This window comes from Mesorhizobium sp. M6A.T.Ce.TU.016.01.1.1 (genome assembly GCF_003997065.1).
Lineage (GTDB): Bacteria > Pseudomonadota > Alphaproteobacteria > Rhizobiales > Rhizobiaceae > Mesorhizobium > Mesorhizobium mediterraneum.
In genome coordinates this window covers 223,766-238,005 of the sequence record NZ_RZTJ01000004.1, presented here as the reverse complement: position 1 = coordinate 238,005, position 14,240 = coordinate 223,766, and the positions used below count along the sequence as shown (strand labels likewise).

Sequence of the window (14,240 nt, the reverse complement as noted above, 5' to 3'; positions counted from 1 at the left end):
TTCCTACACCATCCAGGGTGAGGGCAAGGGCGGCATCGCCGGCTTCGCAAAAGGCGGCGCCGATGTGACGCTGACCGCCGATGGGCCGGAGGCGACGATCCTCAGATATGCGGCCAAGGCCGATGTCGGCGGCAAGATCGCCCAGCTCGGCAGCCGGCTGATCGAATCGACGTCGAAGAAACTGGCCGGGCAGTTTTTTTCGAGTTTTGGCGAGAAGGTCGGCGGCTGAGCCCCTCCCCCTTGAGGGGAGGGTGGCCCGAAGGGCCGGGTGGGGTCGGTGGCGACGCGCTCCGACATTTCCTTCGTAAGAGGTTGAGGCGGTTCAGATGACCCCTCCCACCGCGCTTCGCGCGGCACCCTCCCCTCAAGGGAGAGGGATATCCGCGTTACTCGAACACGATGCTCGGCACCGCGGCTTCCGCCGCGCCGCGTTCTTCATTGACCCTGTCCCAGACCTTAGAAGCGATGTCGCGGTAGATTTTTGCCTCGGCGCCATCGGGCTTCGAGACCACGACCGGCGTGCCGGCATCCGAGCTTTCGCGGATTCCCATCTCGAGCGGCACTTCGCCGAGAAAGGTGACGCCGAGACGCTCGGCCTCGCGGCGCGCGCCGCCGTGGCCGAAGATATCGTAGCGCTTGCCGGTGTCGGGGGCGAGGAAGTAGCTCATATTCTCGACGATGCCCAACAGCGGCACGTCGACCTTCTTGAACATGTTGAGGCCCTTTCGCGCATCGATCAGGGCCAGATCCTGCGGCGTCGAGACGATGACGGCGCCGGCGAGCGGCACCTGCTGGGCCATGGTCAGCTGCGCGTCGCCGGTGCCGGGCGGCATGTCGACGACGAGCACGTCGAGCGGACCCCACTCGACCTCGCGCAGCATCTGCGTCAGCGCCGACATCACCATCGGCCCGCGCCAGATCATCGGCGTCTCCTCATCGACGAGGAAGCCCATCGACATGACCTTCAGCCCGTAATTCTCCATCGGCTTCAGGATCTTGCCGTCGACGGTCTGCGGCCGGCCATGGATGTTGAGCAGCCGCGGCATGGACGGGCCGTAGATGTCGGCGTCAAGCACACCAACCCTCAAGCCGTTAGCGGCGAGGCCAAGCGCGATGTTGACGGCAGTGGTCGACTTGCCGACGCCGCCCTTGCCGGAAGCGACAGCGATGATCGCCTCGATGCCGGGCACGCCGCGTTTGCCCTGGCTGTGCGAGGCCGGAGCATGCGGAGCCGGGCGTGGCGCCGCAGCGGGTGCGGCCGCAGGTGTGGGCCTTGGGGCGGGCCTGGGAGCGGGTCTTTGCGGAACCGGAGCCTCCATGCCGCCACCCTTCTTTTCCGCCGTCAGCGCGACCACGGCGCCGGCGACACCGGGGATCGCCTTGACAACCCGTTCGGCTGCGGCGCGCAACGGCTCCATCTCCTGGGCCCGGGCGGCAGGAACGGTGATCGAGAAGAAGACCTTGGCATCGGCAATGAAAATCTCGGAAACCATGCCGAGGTCGACGATGTTGCCGGTGAAATCCGGCCCATTGACCGTCTTCAGGCGCTCGATGACGATTTCCTTGGTGACGTTTTCCTGGACGGCGGGCATCAGCTTTTCCTCTGCTTTTCCGCATCAGATAATGCAGTTCCCGAACAGAACCAAGCGGCGGAACGGCACGCGCAGCGGCATGGCTTCAAAAACTTGCGTCCACTTTAGGGATTTGCGTCAATCGAAACGTCTTAGGAAGAGGCACGCCGATCGCGCGAGCTGCGGTCGCCAGAAGGCAAAGCAGCCCTATTTTCCTGCAGGGCTCGGGCGTGCTCGCCAGCAAGGAAGGAGACAATCATGCTCGCAAACAGCAACGCAACGGCCAATCTCGCGGTGAAAGATCTGGCGAAGGCCAGGTCTTTCTATGAGGGAACGCTCGGCCTGACTGAGGTACACAATGAGGGTGGCGAGTTGATCGTTTACAAAAGCGGCGACACCAGCATCAATGTGTACCACTCGAAGTTCGCCGGCACCAACAAGGCAACAGCGGTGACCTGGATGGTCGGCGACGAGATCGACACCGTCGTCAGGGCGCTGAAATCGAAGGGCGTGGTCTTCGAGCACTACGAGATGCCGGGCCTGACGCTGGAAGGCGACGTCCACGTCGGTCACGGCATGAAGGTTGCCTGGTTCAAGGATCCGGACGGTAACATCCTGAACCTTGTGGACAGGTAGATTTCGCGCTGCCGCACAATGCGAGTTCGAGCGCCACTCACCTCACGCCGCCAGGCTGACCGCGAGGTAGGTGAGGGCCGAAATCGCGGCCGTGGCCGGCAGAGTGACAATCCAGGCGATGACGATGTTGCCGGCGATGCCCCAGCGCACGGCTGAGACGCGGCGGGCGGCGCCGACGCCGATAATGGCGCCGGTGATCGTATGCGTCGTCGACACCGGAATGCCGAGCCAAGTGGCGGCGAACAGGGTGATCGCACCGCCGGTCTCGGCGCAGAACCCCTGCATCGGGTTCAGCCGGGTGATCTTCGAGCCCATGGTGTGGACGATGCGCCACCCGCCGAACAATGTGCCCAGCGCCAGCGCCGCCTGACAGGTGATGACGACCCATAGCGGCACGTAGAAATTTTCTCCGAGCATGCCTTGCGAATAGAGCAGCACGGCGATGATGCCCATGGTTTTCTGTGCGTCGTTGCCGCCATGGCCGAGTGAATAGAGCGAGGCGGAAACGAACTGCATGACGCGGAAAGTGTTGTCCACGGCGAACGGTGTCTGGCGCACGAACGCCCAGGAGACCGCAAGGATCAGGACAAGCGCCAGCAGAAATCCGGTCGCCGGCGACAGGACGATGGCCGCAATGGTCTTGCCGAGTCCGGTCCAGACGATGGCGCCGCCGCCTGCCTTTGCAACGCCGGCACCGACAAGTCCGCCGATCAGCGCGTGCGAGCTGCTGGAGGGGATGCCGACGAGCCAGGTGACGATATTCCAGACAATGGCACCGACGAGAGCGGCGAAGATCACCCCCGGGGTGACGATGCTGGCGTCGATGATGCCCGTTCCCAAGGTCTCGGCAACATGAAGGCCGAAGAACAGGAAGGCGATGAAATTGAAGAAGGCCGCCCACAGCACCGCATAGTGTGGCCTCAGCACACGCGTGGAGACGATGGTGGCGATAGAGTTGGCGGCATCGTGCAGTCCGTTGAGAAAATCGAAGAACAGCGCAACGGCGATGAGCCCGGCCAGCACGGGAAAGGCGATGGCGGCTTCCATTGGCTAAACGTTCTCGATGACGATGCCGCTGATCTCATTGGCGACGTCCTCGAACCGGTCGACCACTTTTTCCAGCTCGCCATAGATCTCGCTGCCGATCAGGTAGGCCATCGGGTCGCTGCGGCCATGCCTCTTGAACAGGTCCTTCAGGCCCTGCTCGTGCAGATCGTCGGCCCGGCCTTCCGCGCGCATGACCTCTTCGGCGATCGCGTTGAGGCGCACGCTGTGGGCGCCGATCTTGCTGAGCAATGGGATGGCCTCGGCGACCAGCTTGGCTGCAATAACGATGACGCCGCCCATTTCCAGCATCAGCGGGTCGAATTCCTTCTTGTCGAACAGCTTCACCGTCTTGACGGTCTTGTGCATCATGTCGATGGCGTCATCCATCGACTGGATCAGGTCCTTGATGTCACCGCGATCGAAAGGCGTGATGAACGAGCGCCGCACGGAAAGCAGGACTTCCGCGGTGATGTGATCGGCCTGGTCTTCAAGATCGATGATCTTCTGGCACCAGCGATCGATGTCCTTGCCCTGGAGGAGCTGCTCGAGCGCCTCGGCGCCATCGACCACGGTGCGGGAGTGCTGCTCGAAGAGGTCGAAGAAGCGATCCTCGCGCGGCAGCAGCTTGCGGAACCAGCCCAGCATGTTCGATCTCCCGTGCCCCACGACCTCGCCTTATCCACATAGCGCCGCATGCCGCTGCGGGAAATAGTAAGCCGGCTGAAAGGTGTGGATGCTGCCGATTGCACATGCAGCTTGCGGCGGAAGGCAATTTCCCCGACCTTGGCGCTGGACACCGGACAGATGGCATGATCGACAAGCTGGAATTCTTCATCGCGCTGGCCAGGGAAGAGCATTTCGGCCGGGCGGCGGAGGTGTGCGGCGTCACCCAGCCGACGCTTTCGGCCGGGATCAAGCAGTTGGAGGGCCAGCTCGGCGTGATGCTGGTATTGCGCGGCTCGCGCTTTCAGGGGCTGACGCCGGAGGGAGAACAGGTGCTGGTGTGGGCGCGCCGCATCGTCGGCGATACCCGCACCATGCGCGAGGAGATGCGGGCGGCGCGTCACGGCCTTTCGGGACGCATCCGCATCGCGGCCATCCCGACGGCGCTAGCCATGGTGGCGCGGCTGACGACACCTTTTCGGGCAAAACATCCCGGCGTCACCTTCTCGGTGCTGTCGCGCACCTCGATCGAGGTGCTGTCGCTGCTCGGCAATTTCGACATCGACGCCGGCATCACCTATCTCGACAACGAGCCACTGGGGCGGGTGACCAGTGTGCCGCTCTATGACGAGCGCTATCAGCTGATCACCGCCGTCGGAAACCCCTATTCCGACCGCGACAAAGTGACATGGGCGGAGCTCAGCCAGCTGCCGCTCTGCCTATTGACGCCGGACATGCAGAACCGCCGCATCATCGACCAGCATTTGGCCGAAGCCGGCACGCAGGTGCGGCCGACACTCGAATCCAATTCGATGATCGTGCTGTTCTCCCATATCCGTACCGGCAAATGGTCGTCGATCATGCCGCTCAACCTCTCGGAAACATTCGGCTTTTCCGAGCCGATCCGGGCCATACCGATCGTCGAGCCGGATGCCAGCCACACCGTGGGGCTGGTGGCGACGCCGCGCGAGCCGCACACGCCGCTGGTCTCGGCGCTGCTGGACGAGGCGATGGCGCTGGCAGACGATTTCCGCGCCCGCCGTTGAGCTAGAGATTGCCGGATGAGTGGGATCGATAGAAGATTTCTATCGAGCAACGGATCGGCTTTATTGATTTGGCGGGTTTCCTCTGATTTCCTAAACACTTAGCGACATCGCATGTCGTTGCCCAAAGAACGTTTCGCACTTTTGGGCGACATGCATTGGATCGCAACGACCAGGGAGGGCGCTGCATGACAATGCAGCCTGCAAGTACCGAGATCGCGTCGCGCACGGCGGCGATCATCCAGGAGCTGAAGGGCCTCGAAGGCCCGCTATTGCCGATCCTCCACGGCATCCAGGAAGAGTTCGGCCATGTGCCGCAGGACGCGCTGCCGGTGATCGCCGAGGCGCTGAACATCTCCAAGGCGGAGGTGCACGGCGTCGTAACCTTCTACCATGACTACCGCAGCCACCCGGCCGGGCGGCATGTGCTGAAGCTCTGTCAGGCGGAAGCCTGTCAGTCGATGGGCTCGGACGCCGTTGCCGCCAAGCTCAAGCAATTGCTGGGCATCGGTTTCCACGAGACGGCGCGCGACGGTTCAGTGACGCTGGAACCGGTCTATTGCCTCGGCCTTTGCGCCTGCGCGCCATCGGCAATGCTGGACGGCGCGGTGATCGGCCGGCTCGATGACGAAAAGCTCGACGAGATCGTTGCCGAGGTGCGCTCATGATCCCGCGCATCTACATTCCCGGCGACTCCGGCGCGCTGGCGCTGGGTGCGGAAAAGGTGGCCAAGGCGATTGAGAAGGAATTGGCCGATCGCGGCATCGAGGCCAAGATCGTGCGCAATGGTTCGCGCGGCGCCTATTTCCTCGAGCCGATGGTCGAAGTGGCAACAACAGACAAGGGCCGCGTCGCCTACGGGCCGGTGAAGCCGTCCGACGTCAAAAGCTTGTTCGACAGCGGCTTCCTCACCGGCGGCTACCACAAGCGCTGGCTGGGCGCGCCCGACAAGATCCCGTTCCTCGCCAGGCAGACGCGGCTGACATTCGCGCGCTGCGGCGTCATCAATCCGCTGTCGCTCGATCACTACAAGGCGCATGGCGGACTGAAGGGGCTGCAGAACGCCGTGGCGATGGCGCCGGCCGAAATCGTCAAGCAGGTCATCGAGTCGGGCCTGCGCGGTCGCGGCGGCGCCGGCTTCCCGACCGGCATCAAATGGAAAACGGTGCTCGATACGACGGCCGACAAAAAGTATATCGTCTGCAATGCCGACGAGGGCGACAGCGCCACCTTCGCCGACCGCATGATCATGGAGGGCGACCCCTTCGTGCTGATCGAGGGAATGGCGATCGCCGGCGTCGCGACCGGCGCGACCAAGGGTTTTGTCTATATCCGCTCGGAATATCCGCATGCGGTGGCGATGATGCAGAAGGCGGTCGAGGTCGCCCGCGAAGCGGGCCTGCTCGGCGTCAACGTGCTGGGCTCGCCCAACGCCTTCGACATGGAAATCCGCGTCGGCGCCGGCGCCTATGTCTGCGGCGAGGAAACCTCGCTGCTCAACAGCCTCGAAGGCAAGCGCGGCGTCGTTCGCGCCAAGCCGCCACTGCCGGCCATCCAGGGCCTGTTCGGCAAGCCGACAGTGATCAACAACGTCATCTCGCTGGCATCGGTGCCTGTCATCATGGACAAGGGCGCTGCCTTCTACAAGGATTTCGGCATGGGCCGCTCGCGCGGCACCATTCCGATCCAGATCGCCGGCAATGTCAGATATGGCGGCCTGTTCGAGGCAGCGTTCGGCATGACGCTTGGCGAGATCGTCGACGACATCGGCGGCGGCACGGCGACCGGACGGCCGGTCAAGGCGGTGCAGGTCGGGGGGCCGTTGGGAGCTTATTTTCCCCGCGCGCTGTTCGACACGCCATTCGACTACGAGGCTTTCGCCGCCAAGGACGGGCTGATCGGCCATGCCGGCATCACAGTGTTCGACGACACCGCCGACATGCTGAAGCAGGCGCGCTTCGCCATGGAGTTCTGCGCCATCGAAAGCTGCGGCAAGTGCACGCCATGCCGCATCGGCTCGACGCGCGGCGTCGAGACGATCGACAAGATCGCCAGGGGTATCGAGCCGGAAAAGCAGATCGAGCTGGTGACAGACCTCTGCAACACGATGAAGTTCGGTTCGCTCTGTGCGCTGGGTGGCTTCACGCCCTACCCGGTGATGAGCGCAATCAACCACTTCCGCGATGATTTCAAGCCGGCGCCGGTCGCCGAAGCAGCAGAATAGGAGTCTCGCCATGGGTCTCGTTCAGGAAATCGACTACGGCACACCGGCCTCGACCTCCGAGAAGCAGGTGACGCTGACGGTTGACGGCTTTTCGGTCACCGTGCCGGAAGGCACCTCGATCATGCGCGCCTCGATGGAAGCGGGCATCGCCATTCCAAAACTCTGCGCCACCGACATGGTCGACGCCTTCGGCTCCTGCCGGCTTTGCCTGGTCGAGATCGACGGCCGCAACGGCACGCCATCCTCCTGCACGACGCCGGTGGCGCCGGGCATGGTGGTGCACACCCAGACCGGAAGGCTGAAGGACATCCGCCGCGGCGTGATGGAGCTCTACATCTCCGACCATCCGCTCGACTGCCTGACCTGTGCCGCCAATGGCGACTGCGAATTGCAGACGCAGGCCGGCGTCGTCGGCCTGCGCGACGTGCGCTACGGTTATGAGGGCGACAACCACGTTTTCAAGAAGAACGACGGCGCAGAAAATTTCAAATGGATGGCGAAGGACGAGTCCAACCCGTACTTCACCTATGATCCCTCGAAATGCATCGTCTGCTCGCGCTGCGTGCGCGCCTGCGAGGAGGTGCAAGGCACCTTCGCGCTGACCATCGAGGGCCGCGGCTTTGAAAGCCGCGTGTCGCCAGGCATGCATCAGCTCTTCATCGACAGCGAATGCGTGTCCTGCGGCGCCTGCGTGCAGGCCTGCCCGACGGCGACGCTCTCCGAAAAATCGGTGATCAAGATCGGCCAGCCGGAGCATTCGGTGGTCACCACCTGCGCCTATTGCGGCGTCGGTTGCTCGTTCAAGGCCGAAATGCGCGGCGACGAGCTGGTGCGCATGGTGCCCTACAAGGACGGCAAGGCGAACCGTGGCCATAGCTGCGTCAAGGGACGTTTTGCCTACGGCTATTCGACCCACAAGGAGCGCATACTCAATCCGATGATCCGCGAAAAGGTCACCGATCCATGGCGTGAAGTGTCGTGGGAAGAAGCGCTCACCCATACCGCCAACGAGTTCCGCCGCATCCAATACCAGTATGGCCGCACCTCGATCGGCGGCATCACCTCGTCGCGCTGCACGAACGAGGAAACCTATCTGGTGCAGAAACTGATCCGCCAGGGTTTCCGCAACAACAATGTCGACACCTGCGCCCGCGTCTGCCATTCGCCGACCGGCTATGGCCTTGGCCAGACATTTGGCACCTCGGCCGGCACCCAGGATTTCGATTCAATCGAGAAAACCGATGTGGTGATGATCATCGGTGCCAATCCGACCGACGCACATCCGGTATTTGCGTCACGCATGAAGAAGCGGTTGCGCAAGGGCGCCAAGCTGATCGTGCTCGACCCGCGCCGCACCGACATCGTGCGCTCGGCCCATATCGAGGCGCAGCATCATCTGCCGCTGAAGCCCGGCACCAATGTCGCCGTGGTCACCGCGCTTGCGCATGTCATCGTCACCGAAGGCCTGTTCGACGAAGCCTTCATCCGCGAGCGCTGCGATTGGGACGAGTTCCAGGACTGGGCGTCGTTCGCGGCGCTGCCAGAAAACAGCCCTGAGGTGGTCGGTCAGCTTGCCAGTGTCGATCCCGAAGAGATCCGCGGCGCCGCTCGGCTGTTTGCCACCGGCGGCAATGGCGCGATCTATTACGGCCTCGGCGTGACCGAGCACAGCCAGGGCTCGACAACGGTCATCGCCATTGCCAATCTTGCCATGGCGACCGGCAATATCGGCCGCCCGGGCGTCGGCGTGAACCCGCTGCGCGGCCAGAACAATGTCCAGGGCTCCTGCGACATGGGCTCGTTCCCGCATGAGCTGCCCGGCTATCGCCACGTCTCCGGCGATGCGGTCCGCGACATCTATGAGAGCCTGTGGGGCGTCAAGCTCGACGACGAGCCTGGCCTGCGCATCCCCAACATGCTGGACGCCGCCGTCGACGGCTCGTTCAAGGGCCTCTACGTGCAGGGCGAGGACATCCTGCAGTCCGATCCCGACACCAAGCATGTCGCCGCAGGGCTGGCGGCAATGGAATGCGTGGTCGTGCACGATCTTTTCCTCAACGAGACCGCCAACTACGCGCATGTCTTCCTGCCCGGCTCGACCTTCCTCGAGAAGGACGGCACCTTCACCAATGCCGAGCGTCGCATCAACCGCGTTCGCAAGGTGATGGCGCCGAAGAACGGGCTGGCCGACTGGGAAGTGACGCAGAAGCTCGCGCAGACGATGGGGCTTGCCTGGAATTACCAGCACCCGTCGGAAATCATGGACGAGATCGCCAAGACGACGCCGAGCTTCGCCAGCGTCTCCTACGATTATCTGGAAAAGATGGGCTCGGTGCAGTGGCCCTGCAACGAGAAGGCGCCGGACGGCACGCCGATCATGCATATCAGCGGCTTTGTGCGCGGCAAGGGCAAGTTCATCCGCACCGAATATGTGGCGACCGACGAGAGAACGGGACCACGCTTCCCGCTACTGCTGACCACCGGCCGCATCCTGTCGCAGTACAATGTCGGCGCGCAGACCAGACGTACCGACAATATCATGTGGCACAGCGAGGACCGGCTGGAGATCCACCCGCATGACGCCGAAAACCGCGGTCTGCGTGACGGCGACTGGGTCCGCCTGACCAGCCGCTCCGGCGAGACGACGCTGCGCGCGCTGATCACCGACAAGGTGTCGCCTGGCGTGGTCTATACGACGTTCCACCACCCCGACACGCAGGCCAACGTCATCACCACCGATTTCTCCGACTGGGCAACCAACTGTCCGGAATATAAGGTGACGGCGGTGCAGGTAGGCGCGTCCAACGGACCGTCGGAATGGCAGATCGACTATGACGAGCAGGCCCGCAACAGCCGTCGCATCGCGACGCTGGAAGCAGCGGAGTAATCTTTGAGCGCGCGCCGCAAAGCCACGACGCAGATCTCGCGGCTGGCGCACCGCGCCGGCGGCACTGCGGCCGCCAACCGCATGGTGCCGGAAGAGACGCCGGTGGCGTTCTCCTTTGCCGGCACCACTCATGCGGTGATGATGGCAAGTCCCGCCGATTTCGAGGATTTCGCGCTCGGCTTCTCACTGACCGAAGGCATCATCGCCGACCGCCAAGAAATCGAGGCGATCGAGATCGAAGATCACGGCGCCGGCATCGACATCCAGATCAGCTTGAAGGACCAGGCCAATACGCGCTTCGAAGCGCGGCGCAGACGGCTGGCCGGACCGGTCGGCTGCGGGCTGTGCGGCATCGAATCGATCGAGGAAGCGATGCGCTCGGTCGAGGCCGTCGGTTCGTCAAAACTTACGCTTGCGGCCGAAGATATCATCCGCTCGGTCAAGCTTCTGTCGAGGGTGCAGCCGCTGCACGCCGAGACCGGTGCGGTGCATGCCGCCGGCTTTTACATCCACGGCAAGGGCATCGTCATGGCGCGCGAGGATGTCGGCCGCCACAATGCGCTCGACAAGCTGGCCGGCGCACTGGCCAAAGCCGGCATCGACGGCACCTCGGGTGCCGTCGTCGTGACGTCGCGCGTTTCGGTCGAGATGGTGCAGAAGACGGCGGCGATAGGTGCTGCCTTCATCATTGCCGTCTCGGCACCGACGGCACTTGCCATCCGCACCGCAGAAGAGGCTGGCATGACGCTGGTGGCTCTCGTGCGCGGCGATGATTTCGATATCTTCACCCACCCTAGCCGTGTGGTTTCCGGAGTTGCCAAGCATGTCGCATGACGAAGGCCACATCATGAGCACCGGCGAGAAGCTGGTCCGCATGGCCAACCAGATCGCAGCCTTTTTTCACTCCAAGCCGCGCGAGGAAGGCATTGCCGGCGTCGCCGAGCACATCAACAAGTTCTGGGAACCGAGGATGCGGCGGCAATTGTTCGAAATGCTGGACAGCGGTGGCGAAGGCTTCAACGAGCTTGTCGTGGCCGCCTCGGTGAGGATCAAGCGGCCGAGTGCGCCGGAGGGCGCAGGTTTTAGCGCGGACGGGAAGGCCGAGATCGCCGCGGCGTCACAGAAATAGGCCAGCAAATGTCTCTTTAGCTGCCGCCGGCTTATTCAACCTCTCTAAAGTTGCATCTGCCGCAATCCGCGCGCCTCTGCTATGATCCCGCGACCAGAAATCGTCGGGCCGGGCGGACAAACCTCGTGAGGCCGATCGAAACTCGATACGCCCGAAGCGGCGACGTGCGGATCGCCTACCAGGTGGTCGGCCAGGGATCGTTCGATCTCGTTTTCGTGCCGGGCTTCATTTCCAATCTCGATCTGCACTGGGAAGACGAGGGTTACAGCCGTCTGCTGAAACGGCTTTCAGCGTTCTCGCGGCTGATCCTGTTCGACAAGCGCGGCACCGGCCTGTCCGATCGCGTCGATGCGCATCACCTGCCTAGTCTCGAAACCCGCATGGACGATGTGCGTGCGGTGATGGATGCCACTGGCAGCGGCCGTGCGGCATTGCTCGGTGCTTCGGAAGGCGCGCCGATGGCGATGCTGTTCGCCGCCACCTATCCGGAGCGGACCCGGGCGCTGGTGCTCTATGGCGGCTATGCACATTTCCACAAATGGGTGATGCCACCGGAACGCCTCGACGCCTTCATTGAGATGGCGGAGACCGCATGGGGCACCGGCGCCACCTTGCCTCATTTCGCGCCTGGCCGAGTTGACGATTCCCGTTTTGCAACATGGTGGGGGCGCTTCGAGCGGCTATCGGCGAGCCCGACGGCGGCGGCTGCCTTGGCGCGCATGAATGCGGGGATCGACGTGCGCGGCGTGCTGGCGGCGATCAGCGCACCAACGTTGCTGATCCATCGCCGCAACGATGCGCGGGTCGATCCCGACGCCAGTCGTTTCCTGGCCAAAAAGATCCCGAATGCCCGCCTGGTCGTGATCCCTGGCCGCAACCACCCGATTTGGACCGGCGACGTGGACCGGGTGGCCGACCTGATCGAGGAGTTTCTAACCGGCGAGCGCGCGGTCGCCGAGGCGGAGCGCGTGCTAGCCGCACTTCTAGCGACCCGCATCTACGATACCGCGCGCCTCGGCGACCGCATGTGGAGCGAGCGCAGCCAGCGTTTTCAGGAAACTTGGCGACTGCTGGTCGGGCGCCATGGTGGCCGCTCTGCTGGAACGCATGGCGAGCTGATGATGTCGCGGTTCGACGCCCCGGCGCGTGCCATACGCTGTGCGGCGGCGCTGCGCGACGCGGCGCAGAAGATCGGCGTGGCCACAGCGCAAGGTGCGCATGTCGGCGAGATCGAGTTGCGCGGACCGCCGGCGGGGCTGACAGGCCGCGTGACGATGCAGCTTGCCGCCCATGCCGGCAGCGGCGATATCCTCGCGTCCCGGCTGGTCGCCGATCTGGCAACCGGTTCGGGCCTTCATTTCACCGATGCCGGGCGGATCGCGCTTGACGAACTCGATGAGCCGCTCGCCCTGGTGCATGCGACGTCCGAACAGCATCTGGAGCCCGCCTGCCGGCCCAAAGCCCGGATGACCGAGCCGGCAGCGCTGACGGCACGCGAAAGCGAGGTGGTGAGCCTGATTGCCGACGGCAAGAGCAATGCTGTGATTGCCGCTGAACTCAGGCTGAGCGAGCACACTGTCAAGCGTCACGTCGCCAACATACTGCTCAAGCTGGATCTGCCGTCGCGCGCGGCTGCGGCGGCGTTTTCTGCCAGGCACGCTGGCCCGGACGGGCCATGAGAGCCATGGCGCTTTCGGGCGAAGCGGCCACGGAAGCGTAAGCGTATCAATTCTCTCCGCAGGCCAGGCGGATGTCGCCGAGAAAAGGCACCGCGAAGAGAGGATGAAATGTTGAAATGGAAGATCCAATCATTGGCGATGGCAGCAGGCATTGGTGCGCTCCTGACTGTTGCCCCGGCAAAGGCCGAGGATGCTTCGGCAACGGCTGCCTACAAGGATATCCAGGCGACGCTCGGCTCGGTGCCGGACATGTTCAGGACACTGCCGGACGTCGCGGTCGCCGGCGCCTGGGCTGAGATCAAAGGGGTGCAGCTCAACCCGAAGACCGCGCTCGATGGCAAGACCAAGGAGTTGATGGGCCTCGCTGTCGCTGCGCAGATCCCCTGCCAGTACTGCATCTATTTCCACACGCAGGCAGCCAAGCTCAATGGCGCAACCGACGAGGAGATCAAGGAAGCGGTGGCGATGGCCGCGATCGTGCGCCACTGGTCGACGATGCTCAACGGCAGCCAGATCGATCTCGCGGCTTTCAAGCAGCAGGCCGATGAGGTGTTCGCCGCCGTCAAGGCGAAGTCACAGTAGAAAAATCACTCCCCGGCGATGAACGCCGGACAGCGCCGATCAATCAAACGCCCGCTCGTGAAGACGGGCACATGGAGGATACAATGGTGACCAAGACACAGGCCGTGGACGGCGCGGCGATCAAGAAAGCGATCGAAGGCCGTGACGGAAAATTGCTGTCGAGCTTCTATGCCGACGACGCGCTGGTGCGGGTAATCGACCGCAACAATCCGCCGAGCAAGCCGCGCGAAATCCGCGGGCGCGCGGCGATCAGCACGTTCTGGGACGACATCTGCAGCCGGGCGATGACCCACAAGGTCGACACCACCATCGCCGACGGCGACAACCTCGCCTTCACCCAGGCCTGCGACTACCCGGACGGCACAAAAGTGTTCTGCGCGGCGATGCTGGAGCTGAAGGACGGCCAGATTGCGCGGCAGACCGTCGTGCAGGCATGGGACGAGTGAGGAGGCGGCCATGTTCAGCGCCAGATGGCAGATCGACGCCAAGTTCGGGCACAAGCAGGCAGTGCTCGACTTGTTGAAAAAATGGGAACGCGAGATCGGCTCGCAGGTCGGTCTCGCCGCGCTTGAGTTCCAGATCATGACCGGTTCGATCGGCGCACGGGAGGCGACGGTCGAGTCACACCACCAGGTCGAAAGCCTGGCACAACTGGAGGAATTCTTCGCCAAGATCGGCAAGATCGACGCGCACGCCAAATGGGGGAAGGAGATGGAGCCCTATGTGGTGTCGGGCACCAGCCTGTGGAACATCTATCGCATTGTGGAGTAGCGCTCTTC

15 protein-coding genes are annotated in these 14,240 nt (G+C 63.5%); 12 read left to right on the top strand and 3 right to left on the bottom strand.

Translation table 11 applies throughout. The annotated features are described in order from the left end of the window. Nucleotides 1-229, top strand: a 229-nt coding sequence (locus EOC94_RS34525) for an SRPBCC domain-containing protein (RefSeq protein ID WP_281032965.1), incomplete at its 5' end; no start/stop codon positions are given. A gap of 157 nt (nucleotides 230-386) precedes the next feature. Here EOC94_RS34525 and EOC94_RS09860 read toward each other — a convergent pair. Continuing rightward, on the bottom strand, nucleotides 387-1,592 hold the full coding sequence (locus tag EOC94_RS09860) for an Mrp/NBP35 family ATP-binding protein (protein WP_127290129.1): 1,206 nt from the start codon (nucleotides 1,590-1,592) through the stop codon (nucleotides 387-389). A 237-nt stretch (nucleotides 1,593-1,829) separates the two neighbouring features. Here EOC94_RS09860 and EOC94_RS09855 point away from each other — a divergent pair, with 237 nt between their 5' ends. Then, entirely contained in the window at nucleotides 1,830-2,207 is a 378-nt protein-coding gene (locus EOC94_RS09855) for a VOC family protein (protein ID WP_127290127.1), read from the top strand. A 42-nt stretch (nucleotides 2,208-2,249) separates the two neighbouring features. Here the strand turns inward: EOC94_RS09855 and EOC94_RS09850 are convergent, their stop codons facing one another. Together EOC94_RS09850 and EOC94_RS09845 are read right to left on the bottom strand one after the other, a co-directional pair. Continuing rightward, nucleotides 2,250-3,254, bottom strand: a complete 1,005-nt coding sequence (locus EOC94_RS09850) for an inorganic phosphate transporter (RefSeq protein WP_127290125.1) — start codon at nucleotides 3,252-3,254, stop codon at nucleotides 2,250-2,252. A gap of 3 nt (nucleotides 3,255-3,257) precedes the next feature. Further along, entirely contained in the window at nucleotides 3,258-3,899 is a 642-nt protein-coding gene (locus EOC94_RS09845) for a DUF47 domain-containing protein (RefSeq protein ID WP_127290123.1), read from the bottom strand. Between the two features lie 164 nt (nucleotides 3,900-4,063). Between EOC94_RS09845 and EOC94_RS09840 the strand changes: the two genes are divergently transcribed. The 10 genes from EOC94_RS09840 to EOC94_RS09795 all read left to right on the top strand — a co-directional run bounded on the left by EOC94_RS09840 (nucleotide 4,064) and on the right by EOC94_RS09795 (nucleotide 14,232). Then, nucleotides 4,064-4,963, top strand: coding sequence for a LysR family transcriptional regulator (locus EOC94_RS09840; protein WP_095482993.1), 900 nt, complete (start codon nucleotides 4,064-4,066; stop codon nucleotides 4,961-4,963). A 185-nt stretch (nucleotides 4,964-5,148) separates the two neighbouring features. Further along, nucleotides 5,149-5,628: a formate dehydrogenase subunit gamma gene (locus EOC94_RS09835; RefSeq protein ID WP_127290122.1), complete on the top strand. Its 480-nt coding sequence runs from the start codon at nucleotides 5,149-5,151 to the stop codon at nucleotides 5,626-5,628. After that, the gene (locus EOC94_RS09830; RefSeq protein WP_127290120.1) at nucleotides 5,625-7,184 is read left to right on the top strand and encodes an NADH-quinone oxidoreductase subunit NuoF; all 1,560 of its coding nucleotides are present in this window, start codon (nucleotides 5,625-5,627) and stop codon (nucleotides 7,182-7,184) included. The genes EOC94_RS09835 and EOC94_RS09830 overlap by 4 nt, the downstream gene beginning before the upstream one ends. A 10-nt stretch (nucleotides 7,185-7,194) precedes the next feature. Beyond that, on the top strand, nucleotides 7,195-10,071 hold the full coding sequence (gene fdhF / locus EOC94_RS09825; protein ID WP_127290108.1) for a formate dehydrogenase subunit alpha: 2,877 nt from the start codon (nucleotides 7,195-7,197) through the stop codon (nucleotides 10,069-10,071). 3 nt (nucleotides 10,072-10,074) lie between these two features. After that, complete coding sequence (gene fdhD, locus EOC94_RS09820; RefSeq protein WP_127290106.1) at nucleotides 10,075-10,905, top strand: formate dehydrogenase accessory sulfurtransferase FdhD; 831 nt, start codon at nucleotides 10,075-10,077, stop codon at nucleotides 10,903-10,905. After that, nucleotides 10,895-11,200, top strand: coding sequence for a formate dehydrogenase subunit delta (locus EOC94_RS09815; RefSeq protein WP_127205388.1), 306 nt, complete (start codon nucleotides 10,895-10,897; stop codon nucleotides 11,198-11,200). The genes fdhD and EOC94_RS09815 overlap by 11 nt, the downstream gene beginning before the upstream one ends. 125 nt (nucleotides 11,201-11,325) lie before the next feature. Further along, nucleotides 11,326-12,879, top strand: coding sequence for an alpha/beta fold hydrolase (locus EOC94_RS09810; protein ID WP_127290104.1), 1,554 nt, complete (start codon nucleotides 11,326-11,328; stop codon nucleotides 12,877-12,879). A 108-nt stretch (nucleotides 12,880-12,987) separates the two neighbouring features. Then, entirely contained in the window at nucleotides 12,988-13,461 is a 474-nt protein-coding gene (locus EOC94_RS09805; RefSeq protein ID WP_127290102.1) for a carboxymuconolactone decarboxylase family protein, read from the top strand. An 83-nt stretch (nucleotides 13,462-13,544) separates the two neighbouring features. Continuing rightward, a complete protein-coding gene (locus EOC94_RS09800; RefSeq protein WP_095483047.1) occupies nucleotides 13,545-13,907 on the top strand; it encodes a nuclear transport factor 2 family protein in 363 nt (120 codons plus the stop codon). A gap of 10 nt (nucleotides 13,908-13,917) precedes the next feature. After that, nucleotides 13,918-14,232 (top strand): hypothetical protein, encoded by a 315-nt coding sequence (locus EOC94_RS09795; protein WP_127290100.1) that lies wholly within the window; start codon nucleotides 13,918-13,920, stop codon nucleotides 14,230-14,232. Nucleotides 14,233-14,240: the final 8 nt, after the last annotated feature.